At 66.4% G+C, this 17,916-nt stretch carries 12 protein-coding genes; 4 read left to right on the top strand and 8 right to left on the bottom strand.

From position 1 onward, the window contains the following. Positions 1-330: 330 nt before the first annotated feature. The 6 genes from ACFW0B_RS23340 to ACFW0B_RS23315 form a co-directional block, all read right to left on the bottom strand. On the bottom strand, positions 331-1,980 hold the full coding sequence (locus tag ACFW0B_RS23340) for a BatD family protein (protein ID WP_449151354.1): 1,650 nt from the start codon (positions 1,978-1,980) through the stop codon (positions 331-333). Next, a complete protein-coding gene (locus tag ACFW0B_RS23335; protein ID WP_449151357.1) occupies positions 1,980-3,701 on the bottom strand; it encodes a VWA domain-containing protein in 1,722 nt (573 codons plus the stop codon). The genes ACFW0B_RS23340 and ACFW0B_RS23335 overlap by 1 nt, the downstream gene beginning before the upstream one ends. After that, positions 3,698-4,717 (bottom strand): vWA domain-containing protein, encoded by a 1,020-nt coding sequence (locus ACFW0B_RS23330; RefSeq protein ID WP_449151353.1) that lies wholly within the window; start codon positions 4,715-4,717, stop codon positions 3,698-3,700. Before ACFW0B_RS23330 ends, ACFW0B_RS23335 begins: the two co-directional genes overlap by 4 nt. Next, entirely contained in the window at positions 4,710-5,198 is a 489-nt protein-coding gene (locus ACFW0B_RS23325; protein ID WP_449151352.1) for a DUF4381 domain-containing protein, read from the bottom strand. The genes ACFW0B_RS23330 and ACFW0B_RS23325 overlap by 8 nt, the downstream gene beginning before the upstream one ends. Further along, positions 5,195-6,070 (bottom strand): DUF58 domain-containing protein, encoded by an 876-nt coding sequence (locus ACFW0B_RS23320; protein WP_449151356.1) that lies wholly within the window; start codon positions 6,068-6,070, stop codon positions 5,195-5,197. The genes ACFW0B_RS23325 and ACFW0B_RS23320 overlap by 4 nt, the downstream gene beginning before the upstream one ends. Before the next feature lie 122 nt (positions 6,071-6,192). Further along, entirely contained in the window at positions 6,193-7,152 is a 960-nt protein-coding gene (locus tag ACFW0B_RS23315) for an AAA family ATPase (RefSeq protein ID WP_151132927.1), read from the bottom strand. 407 nt (positions 7,153-7,559) lie between these two features. Between ACFW0B_RS23315 and ACFW0B_RS23310 the strand changes: the two genes are divergently transcribed. Continuing rightward, the gene (locus tag ACFW0B_RS23310; protein WP_449151351.1) at positions 7,560-12,422 is read left to right on the top strand and encodes an NAD-glutamate dehydrogenase; all 4,863 of its coding nucleotides are present in this window, start codon (positions 7,560-7,562) and stop codon (positions 12,420-12,422) included. A 238-nt stretch (positions 12,423-12,660) separates the two neighbouring features. On the opposite strand, the gene ACFW0B_RS23305 is transcribed toward ACFW0B_RS23310, so the two are convergent. After that, positions 12,661-13,530, bottom strand: coding sequence for a DUF6685 family protein (locus tag ACFW0B_RS23305; protein WP_449151350.1), 870 nt, complete (start codon positions 13,528-13,530; stop codon positions 12,661-12,663). Positions 13,531-13,677: 147 nt separating this feature from the next. Between ACFW0B_RS23305 and ACFW0B_RS23300 the strand changes: the two genes are divergently transcribed. Continuing rightward, entirely contained in the window at positions 13,678-13,899 is a 222-nt protein-coding gene (locus tag ACFW0B_RS23300; RefSeq protein ID WP_449151349.1) for a DUF2835 domain-containing protein, read from the top strand. 57 nt (positions 13,900-13,956) lie between these two features. Next, positions 13,957-14,979 (top strand): quinone-dependent dihydroorotate dehydrogenase, encoded by a 1,023-nt coding sequence (locus tag ACFW0B_RS23295; RefSeq protein ID WP_449151348.1) that lies wholly within the window; start codon positions 13,957-13,959, stop codon positions 14,977-14,979. Positions 14,980-15,079: 100 nt separating this feature from the next. Here ACFW0B_RS23295 and rmf read toward each other — a convergent pair whose 3' ends face one another. After that, positions 15,080-15,295: a ribosome modulation factor gene (gene rmf / locus ACFW0B_RS23290; RefSeq protein ID WP_151132935.1), complete on the bottom strand. Its 216-nt coding sequence runs from the start codon at positions 15,293-15,295 to the stop codon at positions 15,080-15,082. Positions 15,296-15,724: 429 nt separating this feature from the next. Between rmf and rlmKL the strand changes: the two genes are divergently transcribed. Continuing rightward, on the top strand, positions 15,725-17,902 hold the full coding sequence (gene rlmKL / locus ACFW0B_RS23285) for a bifunctional 23S rRNA (guanine(2069)-N(7))-methyltransferase RlmK/23S rRNA (guanine(2445)-N(2))-methyltransferase RlmL (protein WP_449151347.1): 2,178 nt from the start codon (positions 15,725-15,727) through the stop codon (positions 17,900-17,902). Positions 17,903-17,916: the final 14 nt, after the last annotated feature.

Raw genomic sequence — 17,916 nt, 5'->3', positions numbered from 1 at the left:
CTTGGACTGGTGTCGATACTGGATACGATCACTCGGCTTAGCCGTATGACCTGAACCGCCGTATACGGAACCGTACGTACGGTGGTGTGAGAGGACGGAGGCCGCGAGGCCTCCTCCTACTCGATGCGCGCGAAACTCCCGGCGATTCGTCGCAAATCGTAGCCCGGCGAATGAATTCGCCCCTGCAGGGACAACGCTCGGGTTTGGCGTAGGTTGCGGTAGAGCGAAGCGAAACCCAACGACATGGGTCGACTCCCTGCGTTGGGCCTCGCACGGCTCGGACCAACCTACCTGGCTACGGCGGGTGGGGTGGATGAACGGGCGCCCGTATTACCTGGGATACAACGGCGGCAACTGGCCCGGTTCCCCCGTGGCCTGCTGTTCCACCTGGGGAGCGGGGAGGGCGCGGATGGCTTTCCACAAGTCTTCGCCCTGCCAGTGCTGGCCGGCTTCGCTGTAGAGGGCGCCGTTGAGCCCGTCCATGGCGTCGGACAAGGGCACGAAGCGGGCGGCCATGTCGGCGAGGGTTTCCGGCTGCTGTCTCGCCCAGTTGTCGAGGGCCTGGCGAGTGGCGTGGGGATCGTTGGACTGGCAGGCGCGGCGCAATTCGTCCAGCAGGGTGCGCGGGCTCGGGCCGGTCTGCGCCGTGGGCAGGATCGCCGGCTGGCGGCGTGCGCGCCACCATAGGCCGAAGCCCAGCAGGGTGGTGCAGGCGAACAGGGCGCAGGCCAGTTGCCAGGGCCAGAGCCGCGCCGGGACGACCGCATTACCGACCGCCGTTCCCGCACTCTGCGCCGGGTTGGCCTCCAGCTCGGGGTTGACGGCGACCTCCAGGGTCCGCGCGGCGATCTCGCTGCGCTCCAGATGGTTATCCCGGGTGTTCCACCAGGTGATGCTGACCGCGGGCAATTCAAGTCGGCCGCTGGTGGTGGGTACCAGGGCTTCGCGCTCTTCGCGGCTGCCGATCAGACCGCGCTCGTCGATCCTGTTGCCCAGTTGCGGCTGGTCGGGATAGCGCCGCAGGCCTTGCGCCCGGGTGGCCGGCAGGGGAGGGATCTGCGCGCTGGAAAGGCCTTCGACGTTCAGCATCAGGCTGCGGGTCAGCGAGTCGCCGGTCTGTACGTTGCCGGGGTCCGGGCTCCAGGATTCGGTCAGCACCAGGTTGCGTGCCGGAAGCCAGGGCACATCGGCTGGGTAGTCGGCGGGCTTGGGCAGGACGGTGAGCGGAATGCGCGGCGAGTTCACCCGGCTCAACTTGCCGGGGCGGGGGCCGAAAGGCTGGTAGCTGGTGTCGCTGCCAGGGTCGACCAGGGTGGCGCTGAATACCTGCGGAGGGATGTTCAGCACGCCGCTCTTCTGCGGAAAGATGGCATAGCGCACCTCGATCACGCCGTGGCGCACGCCGTTGATCTCCTTCTCGTAGGTGCGTGGATCGCCAAGCTGTTCGACGCGGGCATCGTCCATCTGCAGCGGACTCAGGCTGCTGTCGTCGTAGAGGGAAACCGAGTGGTAGATGCGCAGGGTGAGGATGGCCTGAGCCTGCACGTAGACGCTTTCCTGGTCCAGACTGGCGTCGATGAACACCGGGGCGAGGTTGGTGCCGGAGGATTTCCCGGACTGCTCGGCCTTCTCCACCTGCAGGGTGATGGGCGCACTGTGGACGTCCCCCAGCTTCAGCGCCGGGATGGTGACGAAGCCGGTCTGCTTCGGCTGCAGGGTGATGATCCAGCGGGTGGCGCGGTCGTTCTTGCCGTTGAGGGTGCTGAGCTGGTTGATCTGGCGGGTGCCGAGCACCTCGAAGTCGGCGTCCAGCGGCGTCAGGTCAGGCTTGCCGAACAGGGTCGGGTCGGAAGATTCGAGGGTCAGCTCGACGGTCTCGCCCTCGCTCAGCCGCGTGCGGTCGACGTTGGCGGAGAAGCCGGCGGCTTGGGCGGCCAACGTCAGCAAGCTGAGGAGGAGGGTGCAAAGCAGGCGCGTCATCACTGTTCTTCCTGGCGCTGTTGCTGTTCATACCAGAACTTGCGGCGCAGCAGTTCGGCGGGGTCATCCGGAATCTGCCGCAGCCATTGTTCGAGGGCCTGCCGGCGTTCCTCACCCAGGGGTTCGGTGCTGGCGGTCCGGGCCTGGGTGGCATCCGTCGGCGTGGCCTCTTCGGCACTGCCGCCGGCGGCAGCGCTGGTCTGGCCTTCCGGCCGGGCTTCGCCGTTGCCTTGCTCGGGCGCCTGGTCGTCCGCGCCCTGCTCGCTGGCCTGTGTCTGCGCCGCGTTCTGCTCAGCGGTCTGCCCGGTCTGTTGCTGTTCGCTGTCTGGCTGGTCTGGATCATTGCTGCTGGCTTCGGCCGCGCGCTGTCGCAACAGTTCCTCCACCAGTGCCTTGTTCTTCTGTGCCGCCGCCAGGTCGGGCTGGCGTTTCAGGGCGGAATCGTAGGCGTCGATCGCCGCTTCCAGCTCCCCGGCCCGGGCCAGAGCGTTGCCGCGATTGTAGTGGTCCGCCGCATCGTCGCCCTGGGCGAAGCGCGCGGCGGCTTCGGTGTAGTCGCCGGCTTGGTAGAGCGCCATGCCCTGCCAGCGGGGATCCTTGAAGTGCAACGCCGCCTCGGCAGGCCGCTGAGCCTGCAACAGGCGCTGGCCTTGCTGGTCCGGGCGCAGCCAGAGGTCCTGGAAATCCATGGCCAGGCTCGGGCGCGGCAGTACCAGCAACAGCGGCAGGCAGAACAGCCAGCCACGGCGCCCGGCGCACGCCGCGATCAGCAGCAGGGGGAGCAGCAGCCAGTGGCCCTGGTCGGCCCAGGCCGCCAGCCGGGCGATTTCGCCGCTGTCGCGCAGGCTGGTGGGGCCATCGAGCAGGCCCAGGCTGCGCAGGTCGTCTTCATTCAGCTGGACGCTGCTGTAACGGCCACCCAGTTCGGCGGCGAAACGGCGCAGCTGGCCGCTGTCGAGCTTGGGCAGGAGGATGGCGCCCTGGTCGTCCTTGAGGAAGCCACCGTCTTCCTGGGCGATAGGCGCGCCCGCTGCCGTACCGACTCCGAGGATAGCCAGGCGCTCCGAGCGGGAGCCCAGGGCCTTGCGAATGCCGGCCTGCTCCCGTTCGTCGAGGCCACTGGTGACCAGCAGCAGGCGGCCCTGGCCCTGGGCTCCCTGTTCCAGCAGTTTGAGGGCGCGGGCGACGGCCAGGTCGGCGCGGTGACCCGGCGCCGGCATGATCGAGGGCTTCAGGGACTCGATCAGGTTGAGGCTGGTCATCAGGTCGTCGGACAGCGGCACCAGGCTATGGGCGCTGCCGGCGTAGACGACGATTGCCGTCTGCGCATCGCGGCGGGCGTCCAGCAGGTCGCGCAGCTTGCGTCGGGCCTGCTCCAGGCGGCTCGGTGCAATGTCGGTGGCAAGCATCGACGGCGTCAGCTCCAGCATCACCACCAGCGGGTCGGCGCGTTTCTGCGTGCTTTGTTCCATCAGTTGCCAGCTGGGCCCGAGCAGTGCCAGCAGGCTCAGCAGCCAGGCCAGGCCGAGGGCCAGCCAGGGCAGGCGGTTGTTGCCCAGCCGGCCGCCGCTGAGCAGCCAGGGCTGGAAGGCGCGGGGCAGCAGCTGCTCCCAGCGTCCGCTGCGGCGTTCACGGTGCCAGAGCTGCCAGAGCAACCAGCCCAGGAGGGGCAGCAGTAGCAGCCAGGCAGGGCGCAGCCAGTGGGGCCAGAGTTCCATCAGGTGCGCCTCCGCAGCCACTGCGGGCGCTGTTGCAGGGCGTGGGGCCAGAGCCCGCGGCAGACCAGCGCCATGCTCAGGAGCAGGGCAAGAGCCAGGGGCCAGCTGTAGAGCGAGTAGGCCGGGCGTGCCTGGCTGGCGCGCTGGGTCACCGGTTCCAGGCGGTCGAGGCTTTCCTCTATCTGTTCCAGCTCCTGGCTGTTGCGCGCGCGGAAGTACTGGCCGCCGGTCTGCCCGGCGATGGCGGTCAGGGTGGGTTCGTCCAGGTCCATGCTGGGATTGAGGCCCAGGATGCCGAGCACATCGCTCTGTTGCAGGTCGGCGCCGATGCCTATGGTGTAGATCTTCACCTGTTCCTCGGCTGCCAGGCGCGCGGCGGTCAGCGGGTCGATCTCGCCACCGGTGTTGGCGCCGTCGGTGATCAGGACCAGTACGCGGCTGTTGGCGGGGCGCAGGCGCAGGCGCTTCACCGCCAGGCCGATGGCGTCGCCGATGGCGGTGTTCTTGCCGGCGATGCCGATCATGGCTTCGTCCAGCCAGGTGCGCACGGTTTCGCGGTCGAACGTCAGCGGCGCCTGCACGTAGGCCTGGCTGCCGAACAGGATGAGGCCGATGCGATCGCCCTGGCGGCCGTCGATGAACTCGCCCATCAGGTGCTTGACCAGGGTCAGCCGGCTGACGTCTTCCTCTTCCCAGCGCATGTCGGCGTAGTCCATGGAGCCGGACACATCCACCGCCAGCAGCAGATCGCGGCCGCTGGTGGGCAGTGGTTGCGGTTCGCCGACCCATTCCGGGCGGGCGGCGGCGCAGAGCAGCAACAGCCAGAGCAGGGCGAAGGGGGCCTGCTGGCGCCAGGCCGGCAGGTTGGCGCGGGCGCGTCGGCCGATCAGGCCTTCGAGGTCGGCGAGGAAGCTCACCTTCAGCGCCGCGTCGCCGCTGTCCGCCGGCGGCAGCAGTGCGCGCAGCGCCCAGGGCAGCGGGGCGAGGATGAAGATCCAGGGCCAGGCGAACTCAAACATGCTTGCGGATCCAGGTCTCGACGGACTGGTAGAGCCCGGCGATGGCCTTGTCATCCAGTTTGCACTGCGGGCGGTAGGCGCCTTCGACCAGGATCATCCAGCGGGTCAGGCCGGCGGCCGGGCAGCGGTTGTCGAGGTAGGCCAGCCAGGCGCGGCCGCTCAGGGTGTGGCTCTGGTCTGCGGGGTAATGCATGCGGCATAGACGCTTGAGCAGTCCGTTGAGTTCCTGCAGCCAGGGACCGGCCGGTGCGCCGTCATAGGGCCTTGGCAGGCTCGACAGCTCTTCCAGCGCAGCCTGGCGCGCAGGGTCCAGCGGCTGCTCGGTTTCCACGGCATCCCGCCGCTCCTGCCGCCACCAGTACCACAGGCCCCAGCCCAGCAAGCCGAGCAGCGCTGGCAGGTACCACCAGCCGGGCGCAGGGGGCCACCAGGAAATGGCGGCCGGGGCTATCAGCGGTTCCAGGGCATCCAGCGGGTTCATCGTGCCCCCCGATGCTGCAGGTAGTCGCGCAGTTGTTCGATCATGCCTTCCTGGGTCGACAGCGGCAGCAGCAGCACGCCGAGGCGCTGGGCCAGGCGCTCCCAGCGTGCGACGCGGGCTTCGCCCTGTTCGCGGTAGGCCTGGCGCAGGTCCGCCGCGTGGGTATCCAGTTCCAGCTGGGCACCCTGCTCGGCAAAGCGCAGCAGGCCGGCAGCGGGCAGGGCATGATCCAGCGGATCGGAAACCGGCATCAGGATCAGGTCGGTGTGGCGGGCGAGCAGGGCAATCTGCTGTTCGGCGGTATCGGACAGGGCGCGTTCGTCGCAGAGGATCACCACCAGGCTGCCCGGACGCAGCACCTCGCGGGCGCGGCGCAGGGCCAGGCTGAAGCCCTCGCGCTGGGCACCGTCCGGACTGCCGAGGGCCTGGTTGGCGCGGGCCAGGCGGCTGAGCAGTTGCAGCAGGCTCTGCTTGCTGCGCCGTGGCTTGATTTCGTGATGCTCCTGGTCGCTGAACACCAGGCCGCCGACCCGGTCGTTGTGGGCCAGCGCCGCCCAGCCCATGAGGCTGGCGGCCTGGGCGGCGAGCACCGACTTGAATACCAGCCCGGTGCCGAAGAACAGACGCTGGGACTGTTCGACCATGATGAACACCGGCCGCTCGCGCTCTTCGTGGAACAGTTTGGTGTGGGGCTCCTGGGTGCGCGCGGTAACGCGCCAGTCGATGGTGCGGACGTCGTCGCCGGCCTGGTAGATGCGCACCTGGTCGAAATCCACGCCACGGCCACGCAGCTTGGAATGGTGCAGGCCGATCAGCGGGCTGCGCCGCGCGGGGCTGGAGAACAGCTGCACTTCGCGGACCCGGTGGCGCATGTCGATCAGCTCGGCCAGGTCCACATGCACGCCTTCGGTGCTGGCGGCCGGCGGGGCAAAGCCGGGCGCCGCCGGACGGCGCTTCCTGACCCGGAACTTCCAGGCCGCCGTTTTCAGGCGCATCAGGCCACCGCTACCACATCCAGGATGCGCTGGATCACCCGGTCCTGGTCGATGCCGGCGGCTTCCGCCTCGAAGGACAGGATCAGTCGATGGCGCAGCACGTCGAACAGCACCGCCTGGATGTCTTCAGGACTGACGAAGTCGCGGCCAGCCATCCAGGCATGGGCGCGGGCGCAGCGGTCGAGGGCGATGGAGCCGCGCGGGCTGGCGCCCCAGGCCAGCCACTCGGCCAGCTCGGGGTCGAACTTGGCCGGGGTGCGGGTGGCCATGACCAGGTGCACCAGGTATTCCTCCACCGCGTCGGCCATGTAGAGCCCGAGGATTTCCTTGCGCGCGGCGAAGATCGCCTGCTGGCTGACCTGATGCTCGGCCCGGGTTTCGCCATGCAGCGCTTCGCCCCGGGCCTGCTGGAGGATCTTGCGTTCCACCGAGGCATCCGGGAATCCGATGCGCACGTGCATCAGGAAACGGTCGAGCTGGGCTTCGGGCAGGGGGTAGGTGCCTTCCTGTTCGATGGGGTTCTGGGTCGCCATCACCAGGAACAGCGGTGGCAGGTCGTAGGTCGAGCGGCCGATGGACACCTGGCGCTCGGCCATGGCTTCCAGCAGCGCCGACTGCACCTTGGCCGGCGCGCGGTTGATCTCGTCGGCCAGCACCAGGTTGTGGAAGATCGGTCCCTGCTGGAAGACGAAACTGCCGTTCTCCGGGCGGTAGATCTCGGTGCCGGTGATGTCCGCCGGCAGCAGGTCGGGGGTGAACTGGATGCGATGGAACTCGGCTTCCACGCCGTCCGCCAGGTCCTTGATGGCCTTGGTCTTGGCCAGGCCGGGCGCGCCTTCCACCAGTAGGTGGCCGTCGGCGAGCAGCGCGATCAGCAGGCGGTCGATGAGTTTTTCCTGGCCGAGAATCTGGGTGGAAAGGAAGTTACGCAGGGCGACTAGCGCTTCACGGTGTTCCATCGATGGGCTCGTTGAACTAGGGAAAAGAGAGCTGTAAGCCCTCCGCTGATGAGGCATAACTTTAATCCAGACCGGGGGAAGCGGCCTAGAAGAGCCTGAGTCCGGGCGTTGGTTCCGTGACGCGGGCGAATATTTGCGGGGGTTGCGCAGCCCATTCCGACACCTTCTGCTTGAGATTCCTGCTTTGGTATCGGCGGACTCTGATTGAACGAATATGTCGCAGCGCCGTAAGCGTGCCGTGTTGCTCCCTCGTTAAGCTTTCGCGGCAATGGTGACCGCCGGGTCGCAGTTGTCCCCGGCGTTCTCCCGGAGCAGGGCCGCACTGCCCGGATTGATCTGTGGCCCTTCCTCCGCACGTAGGCGTTCTACGCTTAATTCCAACAAAACGAGCCCAGCGGAGCACAACCATGACGTCCTTCACCGCAGCCAGCAAAGCCGACTTCCAGCACCAACTGCAAGCGGCCCTGGCGCAGCACGTCAGCGAAAAGGCATTGCCACAAATCGCCCAGTTCGCCGAGCAATTCTTCGGCATCATTGCGCTCGACGAACTGACCCAGCGCCGGCTGTCCGACCTTGTCGGCTGCACCCTGTCGTCTTGGCGCCTGCTGGAGCGCTTCGACCCCGCCAGTCCTGAAGTGCGGGTGTTCAACCCCGACTACGAGAAGCACGGCTGGCAATCCACCCACACCGCCGTGGAAGTGCTGCACCCGGACATCCCGTTCCTCGTCGATTCGGTACGCATGGAGCTGAACCGCCGCGGCTACAGCATCCACACCCTGCAGAACAACGTCATCAGCGTGCGCCGCAATGCCAAGGGCGAGCTGCTGGAAATCCTGCCCAAGGGCACCCAGGGCGAGGACGTGCGCCAGGAATCGCTGATGTTCCTGGAGATCGACCGTTGCGCCAACAACGGTGCCATGAAGACCCTGGAGAAGGCCCTGCTGGAAGTACTGGGCGACGTTCGCGTGGCCGTGGCCGACTTCAAGCCGATGAAGGCCCGAGCCCAGGAACTGCTGGCCTGGCTGGACAAGGCCAAGCTCAAGGTCGATGGCGAAGAGCTGGCCGAAGTGAAGGTGTTCATCGAGTGGCTGCTGGACGACCACTTCACCTTCCTGGGTTATGAAGAATTCACCGTGGCCGACGAGAAGAACGGCGGCCATCTGGTCTACGACGAGAAATCCCTGCTGGGTGTCTCCAGACTGCGTCGTGCCGGCCTGAAGAAGGAAGACCTGCATATCGAGCCCGAGGCTTTGGAGTATCTGCGCGGGCCCATGCTGCTGTCCTTCGCCAAGGCCGCCGAGCCGAGCCGCGTGCACCGTCCGGCCTACCCGGATTTCGTGTCTATCCGCGAACTGGATGCCAAGGGCAAGGTGATCAAGGAGTGCCGCTTCATGGGCCTCTACACCTCGGCCGTGTACACCGAAAGCGTCGTTCGCATCCCCTACATCCGCCGCAAGGTGGCCGAGATCCAGCGCCGCTCCGGCTTCGACGCCAAGGCCCACCTGGGCAAGGACCTGGCCCAGGTACTGGAGGTGCTGCCGCGCGACGACCTGTTCCAGACCCCGGTGGATGACCTCCTGTCCATCGCGATGTCCATCGTGCAGATTCAGGAACGCAACAAGATCCGCCTGTTCCTGCGCCGCGATCCCTATGGCCGCTTCGCCTACGCCCTGGCCTATGTCCCGCGTGATGTCTATTCCACCGAGACCCGGGTGAAGATCCAGCAGATCCTGATGGAGCGTCTGCAGGCCAGCGACTGCGAGTTCTGGACCTTCTTCTCCGAATCCGTGCTGGCGCGGGTGCAGTTCATCCTGCGCCTGGACCCGAAGAACAAGCTGCACGTCGATACGGCGCTGTTGGAGAAGGAAGTCATCCAGGCCTGCCGTTCCTGGAAGGACGACTACGCCAGCCTGATCAACGAAAGCTTCGGTGAAGGGCAGGGCACCCGCGTGCTGGCCGACTTCCCGAAAGGCTTCCCGGCCGGCTATCGCGAGCGCTTCGCTCCGCACTCGGCGGTGGTGGACATGCAGCATCTGTACAGCCTGTCCGACGAGCGCCCGCTGGTGATGAGCTTCTACCAGCCGCTGGCCCAGGGTGAGCAGCAGCTGCATTGCAAGCTGTACCACGCCGACACCCCGCTGGCGCTGTCCGATGTGCTGCCGATCCTGGAAAACCTCGGCCTGCGCGTGCTCGGCGAGTTCCCCTATCGGCTGGTGCGCCAGGACGGCCGCCAGTACTGGATCCACGACTTCGCCTTCACCAGCGCCCTGGGCGATGACGTCGATATCCAGGAGCTCAACGACACCCTGCAGGACGCCTTCGTGCATATCGTCGGCGGCCATGCCGAGAACGACGCCTTCAACCGCCTGGTGCTGACCGCCGCGATGCCCTGGCGCGATGTGGCCCTGCTGCGTGCCTATGCGCGCTACCTGAAGCAGATCCGCCTGGGCTTCGACCTGTCCTACATCGCCAGCACCCTGCTCAACCACGCCAACATCGCCAAGGAGCTGGTGCGTCTGTTCAAGACCCGCTTCTACCTGGCGCGCAAACTGGCGGCCGACGACCTGGAGGACAAGCAGCAGAAGCTCGAACAGGCCATCCTCGGTGAGCTGGACAATGTTGCGGTGCTCAACGAAGACCGCATCCTGCGTCGCTACCTGGACCTGATCAAGGCCACCCTGCGCACCAACTTCTACCAGCCGGATGCGGCTGGCCAGAACAAGTCCTACTTCAGCTTCAAGCTGAGCCCGCGCCTGATTCCCGACATTCCGCGCCCGGTGCCCAAGTTCGAAATCTTCGTCTATTCGCCGCGTGTGGAAGGCGTGCACCTGCGCTTCGGCGACGTGGCGCGCGGCGGCCTGCGCTGGTCTGACCGCGAGGAAGACTTCCGTACCGAAGTGCTGGGCCTGGTGAAGGCGCAGCAGGTGAAGAACGCCGTGATCGTGCCCATGGGCGCCAAGGGCGGCTTCATTCCGCGCCGCCTGCCGGTGGGCGGCAGCCGTGACGAGGTCCAGGCCGAGGCAATCGCCTGCTATCGCATCTTCATCTCCGGCCTGCTGGACGTCACCGACAACCTCAAGGAAGGCAAGGTGGTGCCGCCGGCCAACGTGGTGCGCCACGACGCCGACGACCCCTACCTGGTGGTGGCGGCCGACAAGGGCACCGCGACCTTCTCCGACATCGCCAACGGCATCGCCCAGGAGTATGGCTTCTGGCTGGGCGACGCCTTCGCCTCCGGTGGCTCGGCCGGCTACGACCACAAGGGCATGGGCATCACCGCCAAGGGCGGCTGGGTGTCGGTGCAGCGCCATTTCCGTGAGCGTGGCATCGATGTGCAGAAGGACCACTTCACCGTGATCGGCATCGGCGACATGGCCGGCGACGTGTTCGGCAACGGCATGCTGCTGTCGGACAAGCTGCAACTGGTGGCCGCCTTCAACCACATGCACATCTTCATCGACCCGAACCCGGACGCTGCCTCCAGCTTCCACGAGCGCAAGCGGCTGTTCGGATTGCCGCGCTCCTCCTGGGCCGACTACGACACCAAGCTGATTTCCGAAGGCGGCGGCATCTTCCTGCGCAGCGCCAAGAGCATCGCCATCAGCCCGCAGATGCAGCAGCGCTTCGAGATCGAAGCCGACAAGCTGACGCCCACCGAACTGCTTCATGCCCTGCTGAAGGCCCCGGTGGATCTGCTCTGGAACGGCGGTATCGGCACCTACGTCAAGGCCAGCAGCGAGAGCCATGCCGACGTCGGTGACAAGGCCAACGACGCCCTGCGCGTGGACGGCCGCGAATTGCGCGCCAAGGTGGTGGGCGAGGGCGGCAACCTCGGCATGACCCAACTGGGCCGCGTCGAGTACGGCCTCAACGGCGGCGCCAGCAACACCGACTTCATCGACAACGCCGCCGGCGTGGACTGCTCGGACCATGAGGTCAACATCAAGATCCTGCTCAACGAGATCGTGGCCAATGGCGACATGACCGGCAAACAGCGCAACAAGCTGCTGGCCGAGATGACCGATGACGTGGGCAACCTAGTGCTGGGCAACAACTACAAGCAGACCCAGGCGCTGTCCCTGGCGCAACGCCGCGCCCGCGAGAAGGTCGGCGAGTACAAGCGCCTGATGGCCGCCCTGGAAGCGGCCGGCAAGCTGGACCGTGGCCTGGAGTTCCTGCCCACCGACGAAGAGCTGAACGAGCGCATCGCCAATGGCCAGAGCCTGACCCGCCCCGAGCTGGCGGTGCTGATCTCCTACAGCAAGATCCACCTCAAGGAGTCGCTGCTCAAATCCCTGGTGCCGGACGACGACTACCTGGCCCAGGAAATGGAAACCGCCTTCCCGGCGCGCCTGGCCGAGACCTTCGGCGAGTCCATGCGGCGCCACCGCCTGAAGCGCGAAATCATCAGCACCCAGATCGCCAACGACCTGGTCAACCACATGGGCATCACCTTCGTGCAGCGCCTGAAGGAGTCCACCGGCATGAGCGCGGCCAACGTGGCGGGCGCCTATGTGGTAGTGCGTGATGTGTTCCGCCTGCCGCACTGGTGGCAGCAGATCGAGGCGCTGGACTACAAGGTACCGGCCGAGCTGCAGCTGACCCTGATGGACGAGCTGATGCGCCTGGGCCGCCGTGCGACCCGCTGGTTCCTGCGCAGCCGTCGCGAAGACCAGAACGCCGCCCGCGACGTGAACCACTTCGGCCCGCGTGTGGAGGCCCTGGCCGGGCGCCTGGACGAGCTGCTGGAAGGGCCGTCCCGCGAACATTGGCTGGCGCGCTACCAGTCCTACGTCGAGGCTGGCGCCCCCGAGGACCTGGCTCGCGTCGTGGCCGGCACCAGCCACCTCTACACGCTGCTGCCGATCATCGAGGCGTCGGACGTCACCGGCAAGGACGCGGTGGAAGTCGCCACCGCCTACTTCGCCGTCGGCGGCGCGCTGGACCTGTCCTGGTACCTGCAGCAGATCACCAGCCTGCCGGTGGAAAGCAACTGGCAAGCGCTGGCGCGGGAAGCCTTCCGCGATGATCTGGACTGGCAGCAGCGGGCGATCACCATCTCGGTCCTGCAAATGAACGAAGGTCCGGCGGACATCGAGGAGCGCGTGGCACTGTGGCTGGACCAGCACCGTGCCCTGGTGGAGCGCTGGAAGGCCATGCTGGTCGAACTGCGCGCCTCCACCGCCACCGACTACGCCATGTACGCCGTGGCCAACCGCGAGCTCATGGATCTGGCCCAGAGCGGCCAGCACGGCGTCTGCATTCCCTGATGCCCGTGATGCGTTGACTCTTCTGTGCTCAGCCCCGCTTCGGCGGGGCTTTTTTCGCGTGCGCGAAATGTCTGGTGGTTCGCCGCAAGTCGTAGCCCGGCGACCGAAGGGACAGCGTTCGGGGTTGGCGTAGGTTGTGGCAGAGCGAAGCGAAACCCGACGATCTAGGTTGGGCCCAGATCGTAACCCAGATGAAATCCGGGAACTGCAGATCGAGGCGCAACAGGATGCCGCGAACCTAGCCCAGCGCTCGCAGGTACTTCACCACATCCGCCGCCCCGGCCAGGCGCAGGCCTTCGCCCAGGGCAGTGGCGGCGGCGTGATTCTTTGGCAGCAGGATGAACTCCGGGGTGCCGGAGTTGCGCAGGATGGTCAGGCGCGAATAGGGAATTCCACTGTCCAGCAGCAGCCCCATGAAGGCCGGGTCGCTCCAGGCCTGTGACGGCATCGCCAGCACATGGTAGCGCTCGTCAAGCACGGCCAGGCCGTCGGGGTCGAGGCTGTAGTCGGTGATCTCGGCGGGCAGGGTGGCTTCCAGTGCGCGCAGCCGTGCGTAGGCGATGGAGGCAGCGAAGGCTTCGACATGCTGCTCGCCGCTCCAGAACACGCGATAGCCGTACCAGTCGGCGCGGAGCAGGCTGATGGGCTCGCCAGCGAGAAAGCGCGGCAGCGGCAGGCTGATGGCCTTGACGAAGTCCTTGTAGCTGATGATCCGCACCTTGCGGCTGTCCAGGCCGGCCAGGTAGTCCTCGAAACTGGCGGCGGGCGTTGCTTCGTGGTCGCTGCCGCAAAGCCCGTCGATCTGCCGCAGGTCGAAGCTGGGGAGGCGCTGCTCGCAGCGTTTGACCACCTTTACCAGAACGGCGTGGGCTTCGGCCTTGTCGTCCTGGACGGGGCCGGACAGCGCTCCGCGTGGCAAATCCACCAGCCGTTGCAACGGCGGGCCGGACTGCCACCAGATGGTGTCCTCGGGCAGGTGCAATTGCTGGAAGGGCAGGCGAAGCTGGCTGGCGCGTTCGAACACCCGACGCGGTGACTTGCCGAAGCCGAAACGCTGGGCGATTGCAGCCAGGCGGGCGCTCAAGGGTAGTGGCTGCATCTCACTCATGGCCTGAATACTCCGCGGTCACGGGTGGCAGTGTGGCAGAGGCGTGCCGGCTGCGCGAACCGGGTATCGGACAATTCTGCCTGGCGGGGAGCAAGGGTGAACGGACGGTGTGGCAGAATCCTGCTCTTCATTGTCGAGGATGCCTCCATGCCCAGCCTGGTGCTGGATATTTCCCTGACTGCGGACGAATTCCTCGCAGTCTATCAAGGACGCGCCAACCGTGTGCTGTTGCGCAGCCGGGATGGCCGCAGGGTCAGCCTGCCGGCCCGGCATCTGCGCCCGCACCTGGGGCATGGAGGCGTGCAGGGCACCTTCGAGCTGGACTTTTCCGCCGACGGCAAGCTCCTCAGCCTGCGCCGCCTCGCGTGACGGGGGTTGCGCAGCTATAATCGCCGGCCCATATCGCCGATCGATGCCCGACCGACCATGTACAAACTGGCCCGCGAGCTGCTCTTCTCCCTGTCCCCGGAAACTTCCCACGAACTGTCCATCGACCTTATCGGAGCCGGTGGCCGTCTCGGCCTCAACCGTCTGCTGACCAAGGCGCCGGCGAGCCTGCCGGTGAAGGTGATGGGGCTGGAGTTTCCCAACCCGGTAGGCCTGGCCGCCGGCCTGGACAAGAACGGCGATGCCATCGACGGCTTCGCCCAACTGGGTTTCGGCTTCGTCGAAATCGGCACCGTGACCCCGCGTCCGCAACCGGGCAACCCCAAGCCGCGCCTGTTCCGCCTGCCCCAGGCCGAAGCCATCATCAACCGCATGGGCTTCAACAACCAGGGCGTCGACCACCTGCTGGCGCGCGTGCGGGCGGCGAAGTACGACGGCGTGCTGGGCATCAATATCGGCAAGAACTTCGATACCCCCGTCGAGCGCGCGGTGGATGACTACCTGATCTGCCTGGACAAGGTGTACGCCCACGCCAGCTACGTGACCGTGAACGTCAGCTCGCCGAACACCCCCGGCCTGCGCAGCCTGCAATTCGGCGATTCGCTGAAGCAACTGCTGCAGGCGCTGCACAGCCGTCAGGAAAGCCTGACCGCCCAGCACGGCAGGCACGTGCCGCTGGCTATCAAGATCGCGCCGGACATGAGCGACGAAGAAACCGCCATGGTCGCCCGGGCACTGCTGGAATCGGGCATGGACGCGGTGATCGCCACCAACACCACCCTCGGCCGTGAAGGCGTCGAAGGCCTGCCTTATGGCGACGAGGCCGGCGGACTTTCCGGCGCGCCGGTGCGTGACAAGAGCACCAATACCGTGAAAGTGCTGGCCGGTGAGCTGGGTGGTCGTCTGCCGATCATCGCGGTCGGCGGCATCACCGAAGGCCGTCATGCCGCGGAGAAGATCGCTGCTGGCGCGAGCCTGGTGCAGATCTACTCCGGCTTCATCTACAAGGGGCCGGCGCTGATCCGCGAAGCGGTGGACGCCATCGCCGGACTGCCGAGGTGAAAATCGGGCACAAATAAAAAGGGCTCCCGTTAAGGGAGCCCCTGGGCTTGCGCCCGCCGCCCGGATGGGGCGTGCTTGGTGAAGTCGGTGTGATCCTGTATCAGCCGACGGCGTGGAGTTCGTTCAGACGATGAATACCGGCGGCGCCGGTGTAGCCATCCCAGTTGTCGCCACGGCCCTCGCGCCAACCGTTGATCCAGGCTTGCCGTGTGGTGGGATGGGTGAAAGGACAAAGATCGCGGGATTTACCATTGATGCCGTGCTGATAGCCGCGCAAGAATGCTCGTTCCATCGGATCACGCTTAAGTCTTCTCATAGGGTGTAGCCCTCATTTGTTGACTGTTATGTCCATTGGTTCCACAGGTGGAACCTGGCAGAAATACTCTGCCCCGAAGGTGCGTTGCCGGCGTGACGCGCCTTCATCCACTGCCATTGCGGCGGCGGGTTAACTGAGTTCTAACCAATGCCCTCAGGCATGTGAATGATCGTTTTGTCATAAGGACGTAACTTGTAGGTGGCAACGGCCATAAGCTGACGGACGCATTTTTTGCCACTTTTCGGTCTAAGCCCCGTGGCTTCGGGGCTGGCCAGTTCAAGATGTCGCGCTGCCATATCATCTGGCACGCGAATCTGATGACTTTTCATTCCGACGAAGGGCCGTTCTGCGACCTTACGTCACATATCTTGTTACCGCACAGCTCAGGTTCTGTGCCGCTGATCGCCTCGAATGGGCCCTGGAATTCCAATGTCGGACCGCTACGAACTTTTCCTCACCTGCCCGAAAAGCCTGGAAGGCCTGCTGGCCGAAGAGGCCGCGCAACTCGGACTGCAGGAGGTGCGCGAGCAGGTTGCCGCCGTGCGCGGCCAGGGCGACCTGGAAACCGCGTACCGCCTCTGCCTCTGGTCCCGGCTGGCGAACCGGGTGCTGCTGGTGCTGGCGCGCTTTCCGGTGCAGAACGCCGAGGACCTCTATCAGGGCGTGTTGGCGGTGGACTGGCATGACCACCTGATGCCCAGTGGCAGCCTGGCGGTCGAGTTCAGTGGCCACGGTTCGGGGATCGACAACACCCATTTCGGTGCGCTCAAGGTCAAGGACGCAGTGGTGGACAAGCTGCGCGGCGCCGACGGTGTGCGCCCCTCCGTGGACAAGGTGAACCCCGACCTGCGCATTCACCTGCGCCTGGACAAGGGTGAGGCGATCCTCTCCATCGACCTGGCGGGCCACAGCCTGCACCAGCGTGGCTACCGCCTGCAGCAGGGCGCCGCGCCGCTGAAGGAGAACCTGGCCGCCGCCATCCTGATCCGCGCCGGCTGGCCGCGTATCGCCGCCGCGGGCGGCGCCCTGGCCGACCCCATGTGCGGTGTCGGCACCTTCCTGGTCGAGGCCGCGATGATGGCCGCCGACGTGGCGCCCAACCTCAAGCGCGAGCGCTGGGGGTTTTCCAACTGGCTGGGTCATGTACCGGCGCTATGGAAGAAGCTCCATGAAGAAGCCCAGGTTCGCGCCGAAGCGGGCCTGGCCAGGCCGCCGCTGTGGATTCGTGGCTATGAGGCGGACCCGCGCCTGATCCAGCCGGGCCGCAACAACATCGAGCGCGCCGGACTCGGCGACTGGGTGAAGATCTACCAGGGCGAGCTGGCAACCTTCGAGCCGCGCCCGGACCAGAACCAGAAGGGGCTGGTCGTCAGCAACCCGCCCTATGGCGAGCGCCTGGGCGACGAAGCGAGCCTGCTGTACCTCTACCAGAACCTCGGTGAGCGCCTGCGCCAGGCTTGCATGGGCTGGGAAGCGGCGGTATTCACCGGTGCGCCGGAACTGGGCAAGCGCATGGGAATCCGCAGCCACAAGCAATACGCCTTCTGGAACGGCGCCCTGGCGTGCAAGCTGCTGCTGCTCAAGGTGCTGCCGGAACAGTTCGTGACTGGCGAACGGCGTGCGGCCGGGGAGGGTGACCGCGTCGCGCCGCGTGCCGAGCCCGCGCGTCTCTCCGAGGGCGGCCAGATGTTCGCCAACCGCCTGCAGAAGAACCTCAAGCAACTGGGCAAGTGGGCGCGCAAGGACGGCATCCAGTGCTATCGCCTGTATGACGCCGACATGCCCGAATACGCCCTGGCCGTCGATCTTTATGGCGACTGGGTGCATGTGCAGGAATACGCCCCGCCCCGTTCCATCGACCCGGAAAAGGCCCAGGCACGCCTGCTCGACGCCCTGGCGGCGATTCCCCAGGCGCTGGATGTGGACCCGGCCCACGTGGTGGTCAAGCGTCGCGAGCGCCAGAGCGGCACCCGCCAGTACGAGCGCCAGGGCAGCGAAGGGCGTTTCATGGAAGTGAGCGAAGGCGGCGTGAAGCTGCTGGTGAACCTCACCGACTACCTGGACACCGGCCTGTTCCTCGACCACCGGCCGATGCGCCTGCGCATCCAGCGCGAGGCGGCCGGCAAGCGCTTCCTCAATCTCTTCTGCTACACGGCCACCGCCAGCGTGCACGCGGCCAAGGGTGGGGCGCGCAGCACCACCAGCGTCGACCTGTCCAGGACCTACCTGGACTGGGCACGGCGCAACCTGTCGCTGAACGGCTTTTCCGACAAGCACAAGCTGCAGCAGGGCGATGTGATGGCCTGGCTCGCGGAGGACCGTGGCGAGTACGACCTGATCTTCATCGACCCGCCGACCTTCTCCAACTCCAAGCGCATGGAGGGGGTGTTCGACGTGCAGCGTGACCACGTCCAGCTGCTGGACTTGGCCATGGCGCGCCTGGCGCCCGGAGGCGTCCTGTACTTCTCCAACAACTTCCGCAAGTTCCAATTGGATGAGGGGCTCGAGGCGCGCTACGCGGTTACCGAGATCAGCGCCGAGACCCTGGACCCGGACTTCGCGCGCAACTCGAAGATCCACCGCGCCTGGCGCCTGACCACCCGCTGAGGCGCCTGAGCGCC

It is taken from the genome of Metapseudomonas phytobenefica, from assembly GCF_043392685.1.
Lineage (GTDB): Bacteria > Pseudomonadota > Gammaproteobacteria > Pseudomonadales > Pseudomonadaceae > Metapseudomonas.
The sequence above is the reverse complement of the archived record's forward strand: the minus strand, read 5'-3'. Positions and strand labels throughout refer to the sequence as shown.

Bases quoted from the DNA above. Each gene is read 5' to 3' on its own strand.
- ACFW0B_RS23310 (WP_449151351.1), top strand. From the start codon at position 7,560: ATGACGTCCTTCACCGCAGCCAGCAAAGCCGACTTCCAGCACCAACTG.
- rmf (WP_151132935.1), bottom strand. From the start codon at position 15,295: ATGAGAAGACTTAAGCGTGATCCGATGGAACGAGCATTCTTGCGCGGC.
- ACFW0B_RS23320 (WP_449151356.1), bottom strand. From the start codon at position 6,070: ATGCGCCACCGGGTCCGCGAAGTGCAGCTGTTCTCCAGCCCCGCGCGG.
- ACFW0B_RS23330 (WP_449151353.1), bottom strand. From the start codon at position 4,717: ATGTTTGAGTTCGCCTGGCCCTGGATCTTCATCCTCGCCCCGCTGCCC.
- ACFW0B_RS23340 (WP_449151354.1), bottom strand. From the start codon at position 1,980: ATGACGCGCCTGCTTTGCACCCTCCTCCTCAGCTTGCTGACGTTGGCC.
- ACFW0B_RS23300 (WP_449151349.1), top strand. From the start codon at position 13,678: ATGCCCAGCCTGGTGCTGGATATTTCCCTGACTGCGGACGAATTCCTC.
- ACFW0B_RS23325 (WP_449151352.1), bottom strand. From the start codon at position 5,198: ATGAACCCGCTGGATGCCCTGGAACCGCTGATAGCCCCGGCCGCCATT.
- ACFW0B_RS23295 (WP_449151348.1), top strand. From the start codon at position 13,957: ATGTACAAACTGGCCCGCGAGCTGCTCTTCTCCCTGTCCCCGGAAACT.
- rlmKL (WP_449151347.1), top strand. From the start codon at position 15,725: ATGTCGGACCGCTACGAACTTTTCCTCACCTGCCCGAAAAGCCTGGAA.
- ACFW0B_RS23305 (WP_449151350.1), bottom strand. From the start codon at position 13,530: ATGAGTGAGATGCAGCCACTACCCTTGAGCGCCCGCCTGGCTGCAATC.
- ACFW0B_RS23315 (WP_151132927.1), bottom strand. From the start codon at position 7,152: ATGGAACACCGTGAAGCGCTAGTCGCCCTGCGTAACTTCCTTTCCACC.